The organism is Microbispora sp. ATCC PTA-5024, from assembly GCF_000511135.2.
Taxonomy (GTDB): Bacteria; Actinomycetota; Actinomycetes; order Streptosporangiales; family Streptosporangiaceae; genus Microbispora; species Microbispora corallina.
The window spans coordinates 655,513-660,533 of record NZ_KI866525.1; the positions used below are offsets into that span (position 1 = coordinate 655,513).

Here is a 5,021-nt window from a genome sequence, read left to right on the forward strand (position 1 = left end):
CCCTCCGGCGCCGCCCCGGCCTCCCCCGCCGCCGGCCTGTTCGAGACCGGCTCGTTCGAGGCGTTCGACGCCGGGTCCTCCGGCCGCCGTACGACCGGGACGTCGAGCGGCTCCTTCGAGGCGGCGCCGCCCGCCGCCGACCCCCTCACCGGGCCGCGCCCGGCCCGCTCCGGCCGGTCGAGCCGCTCCTCCCGCGCCGCGTCCCGCCGCGCCGCCTCGGCCTCTCCGGCTTCCCCGGCCTCGTCCGCGTCGTCCGCCTCCCCGCTGGACGCGGACCGCACCAACGGCGCGTTCGACGCCGGCCGCGCCGGCGGCTCGTTCGAGGCGGTCCGCGGGACCGGTCCGTTCGACGCGACGACCCGTGGCACCGGCCCGTTCGAGGCCACCTCGACCGGTTCGACCGGTTCGTACGGGACAGGCGCCTACGATGCCGGCGGCTCGTTCGAGTCCGCCCGCGGCACCGGGTCCTTCGACGCCACCACCCGGGGCACCGGCCCGTTCGAGGCGGCGCGGGGCACCGGGTCCATCGACGCCACGACCCGTGGGACCGGCCCCTTCGACGCGACGACCCGTGGCACCGGGCCGTTCGACGCGCCGTCGTCCCCGGCCACGTCTCCCTCGCTCTCCGTGCCCGACCCGCTCGCGACCCCGGAGGCCGACGCGCTCGCCCCCCGGAGCACCGGCGGCTCCTTCGACAGCTGGAACGCCTACGACGCGCCGCGAGCCGACGCGTTCGACGCGACGCGCGGCTCGACCGGACCGTTCCCGGCGGCCGACACCGGTCCCTCGTACACCATCCCGTCCTCGACCAGCGTGTCCGGGGCGGCGGCCGCTCCGGCCGCCGAGCCCGGCTGGCCGGTGAGCGGCAGCTATCCGCCCGTCCCCGCCGCCTCCACCCCGGCGGGCGGCTGGCCGGCGGCCCGCGACGTCCTCGACGACCCGGAGCCGCCGCGCGGCGCGTCCTCCTGGCCCAACGCGGAGACCTACCAGAGTCCCTCGTACGACGACTACTCGTCGACGTACTCGGGCACCGGCGGGTACGGCTCCCCGGCGTCCCCGTCCGCGCCGTCCGGCTCTCCGTCGTCCCCGTCGTCTTCGGCCTCCTCGTCGTACGAGGTGAGCGCCGGCTGGGCGACCATCGACGACTCCGACAGCGCGGCCAGGCCGGGCTCCGGCACGCCGACCGGCTCCGGACGGGCGGTCTCCGCCTACGAGTCGGCCGGGTACGACGTGCCGTCCGGGCAGAGCTACTACGGCTACGACCAGCAGGCGAACGGCGCCGGGACCGGCGGCGACGCCCAGCAGGCGGCGTGGCCCCAGGAGGGCGCCGCGGCGGGCTGGCCGTCCTACGACGAGCTGTACGGCGACGCCTCCACCTCGACCGCGCGCCGCGGGAGCCACCGCACCCCCGACACCGACTATCCGGACTACTACCGCTGATTTTCCTCCGGCTTGCCTGAAGCCCGGGCGGCCGCTGTCGTAGGGTCGCGGCATGACTCTGCGTAGTCGAGCGATCTCACACGGTGTGTCGGCCTCGGTGCTCAAGCACGACGTGCCCGCCTCGCTCGTGGTGTTCCTGGTGGCGGTCCCGCTGTCGCTCGGCATCGCGCTCGCGTCCGGCGCGCCGCCGGCCGCCGGGCTCGTGGCGGCCGTCGTCGGAGGCGTCGTCGCGGGAGCCCTCGGCGGCTCGGTCGTCCAGGTCAGCGGCCCCGCCGCCGGCCTGTCGCTGCTGGTGGCCGAGCTGGTGCACACGTACGGCTGGCGGGCCACGTGCGGCATCACGCTGATGGCCGGGGTCGTCCAGCTGCTCCTGGGCGGCCTGCGGGTGGCCAGGGCGGCCCTCGGCGTCTCCCCCGCGGTCGTGCACGGCATGCTCGCCGGGGTCGGCGCGGTGATCGCCCTGTCGCAGCTGCACATCGTGCTCGGCGGCACCCCGCAGCGCTCGGCGCTGGAGAACATCCTGGAGCTCCCCGGGCAGATCGCCCGCAACCACAGCCACGCCGTGATGACCGGGACGCTGACCATCGCCGTCCTGGTGGCCTGGAGCCGCATCCCGCGTCTCAAGGTGGTGCCGGCGCCCCTCGCGGCCCTGGTCGTCGCCACGGTCGTCGCCACGCTCCTGGGCTGGGACCTGACCAGGGTGAACCTCGGCGCCGGGTTCTCCGGACTCCAGGGGCCCCTGCTGCCGGAGGGTGACTGGCACGCGATCGCGGGGGCCGTGCTGCTGGTCGCGCTCCTCGCCGGGGTGGAGTCGCTGCTCACCTGCGTCGCCTCCAACCGCCTCCACGACGGTCCGCGGGCCGACCTCGACCGCGAGCTGACGGCGCAGGGCGCCGCCAACCTCGTGTCCGGCGCCCTCGGCGGGCTTCCCGTGGCGGGCGTCGTCGTCCGCACCACCACCAACGTGCGGGCGGGGGCGCGCAGCCGCTGGTCCGCCGTGCTGCACGGCGTGTGGGTGCTGCTGTTCACCGCGGCGTTCGCCTGGATGATCACGCTGATCCCTTTGGAGGCGCTGGCCGCGCTGCTGCTGTTCATCGGCGTGCAGATGGTCAACCTCGCCCATGTGCGCAACCTGCGGGGCCACCGGGAGGTCCCGGTGTACGTCGTGACGATGGGCGGGGTGGTGTTCATCGGGCTCGCCGAGGGCGTCGCGATCGGCCTCGGCCTCGCCGCGCTGCTCGCGCTGCGCCGCCTCGCCTGGGTGTCGGTCGACGTGCGCGACACGGGCGAGGGCCGCCGCCGGGTCGCCGTCACCGGGTCGCTCACGTTCCTCGGCGTGCCGCGCCTGACCGAGGCGCTCGCGGCGGTGCCGCCGGGAGCCGGCGTCGAGCTCGACCTGCACCTCGACTTCATGGACAACGCCGCCTTCGAGGCCCTGCACGCGTGGCGGCTGGAGCACGAGCGGGGCGGCGGCACGGTCGACGTCGACGAGGTGCACGGGGACTGGTACGCCGCCGGGGTCAGCGGAGCCCGCATGTTCCCCGCCCGCATCCCGCCGCGCCACGAGCGCTGGTGGCTCCCCTGGGCGTACCGGCGGCCCACGCGGCCCACGCTCCCGGCGGCCGCGCCGGGGACGGCGGGCGGGCACGACGCCGCCGTCTGCCCGGACGTGCCGGTGCCCGATCTGCTGCACGGGACGCGCGAGTTCCAGCGCCGTACGGCGCCGCTCGTGCGCCCGCTGCTTCACCGGATGGCCCGTGGCCAGGCGCCGTCCCACCTGTTCGTCACCTGCGCCGACTCGCGGATAGTGCCGAACATCATCACGGCGAGCGGGCCGGGCGACCTGTTCACCGTGCGGAACGTCGGCAACTTCGTGCCCAGGGCGTCGAGCGCGCCGCCGGACGACTCCGTGGCCGCGGCGGTCGAGTACGCGGTGACGGTGCTGGGGGTGCGGACCATCACCGTGTGCGGCCACTCGGGCTGCGGCGCGATGGCGGCCCTGCTGGGCGAGGTCCCCGACCTGCCCGCCCTGCGCAGCTGGCTGCGGCACGGCCGCCAGAGCCTGGCCCGGTTCGTGGCCCACCCCGGCGACGAGGACGACGCCGGGCCGCTCGACCGGCTCTGCCGGGTCAACGTCATCCAGCAGCTCGACAACCTCCGGACGTACCCCTTTGTGGACGCGCTCGTCCGCTCGGGCGACCTGGAGCTCGCGGGGCTGTACTTCGACATCGGCGCGGCGCGGGTCCACCTGCTCGACCGGGAGCGGTTCACACCGGTGCCCGAGCTCACCACGGGCTGACCGGGGGCGCCGCCTTCGCTCTCAGCGGATCACGTCCGCCGACCGTGAAACCCCGCAGACGGCGGCGCCGCCCACGCGAAGGATGGCGGCATGAGAATTCTGGTAATCGGCGGTTCCGTCTTCCTCGGCCGGGCCATCGTCGAGGACGCGCTGGGCCGGGGCCACGAGGTGACGACGTTCAACCGGGGCAGGAGCGGGCCCGACCTGCCGGGGGTGGAGGCCGTGCACGGCGACCGCGAGGTCGCCGCCGACCTCGAACGCCTGGTGGACGGCCGGCGATGGGACGCGGTCGTCGACGTCTGCGGGTTCACTCCCCGGGTCGTCCTCGACTCGGTGCGGGCGCTGTCGGGGCACGCCGCGCAGTACACGTTCATCTCCAGCATCTCCGCGTACGCCGACTGGCCGGCCAAACCGGGCGTCACCGAGGAGTCCCCGCTGTTCGACTGCCCGCCGGACGCGGAGGCCGACTTCGGCGAGTACGGCGTGCTGAAGGCCGGATGCGAGCGGGCGGTGGAGCAGCACTTCGACGGCGCGGCCCTGATCGTCCAGCCGGGCCTGATCCTGGGCCCCCACGAGAACGTCGGCCGCCTGCCCTGGTGGCTCACGCGCATCGCGAAGGGAGGCCGGGTCCTCGCCCCCGGCGACCCCGGCCTGCCGATCCAGCTCATCGACGCCCGCGACATCGCCGCGTTCACCGTCACCCAGGCGGCGAACGGCGCGGCCGGCCGCTACATGACGGGCGGGGTGCCGGGCAACGCGACGTTCGGGAGCTGGCTCGGGGCCTGCGTCGAGGTCACCGGCTCGGACGCCGAGCTGGTGTGGGTCGACGACCGCTTCCTCCTGGACCGGGACGTGCAGGAGTGGACCGAGCTGCCTCTGTGGGCCACGTCGGAGGCCGGCGCCGGCGTGTGGTCGCACTCGTCGGCCAAGGCGCTGGCGGCCGGTCTCACCTGCCGTCCGGTGGGCGAGACGGTCAGGGACACCTGGGAGTGGCTCAAGGACGTCCCCGAGGAGCGGCGCAGCTTCGGCTCGCAGCGGCTGCGCCACGGGATCGACCCGGACAAGGAGGCCCGGATTCTGGCGGAGTGGGACGCCCGCTCCTGAGATTTGTCGGCGGCGGGTCCTAGGCTGGCGTTCATGCTGTGGATCGGTCTGATCGTGGTCGCGCTCGTGCTGCTCGCCTGCGTCGCCGGGGCGCTTCTCCGTCGCTCCGCACCGCGCCGCCGGCCGGGACGGTCCGGCGGCTCGCCCGTCCGGGGCGACGGCTCGCCGGGCCGCAGAG

The 5,021-nt window shown here is 75.4% G+C and carries 3 protein-coding genes; all 3 read left to right on the forward strand.

The window, feature by feature from the left end:
• On the forward strand, nucleotides 1–1,440 hold a 1,440-nt coding region (locus MPTA5024_RS42735), incomplete at its 5' end, for a hypothetical protein (protein ID WP_036330309.1).
• 52 nt (nucleotides 1,441–1,492) lie between these two features.
• Complete coding sequence (locus MPTA5024_RS28915; RefSeq protein ID WP_036330310.1) at nucleotides 1,493–3,739, forward strand: SulP family inorganic anion transporter; 2,247 nt, start codon at nucleotides 1,493–1,495, stop codon at nucleotides 3,737–3,739.
• Between the two features lie 90 nt (nucleotides 3,740–3,829).
• Complete coding sequence (locus tag MPTA5024_RS28920; protein ID WP_036330312.1) at nucleotides 3,830–4,843, forward strand: NAD-dependent epimerase/dehydratase family protein; 1,014 nt, start codon at nucleotides 3,830–3,832, stop codon at nucleotides 4,841–4,843.
• Nucleotides 4,844–5,021: the final 178 nt, after the last annotated feature.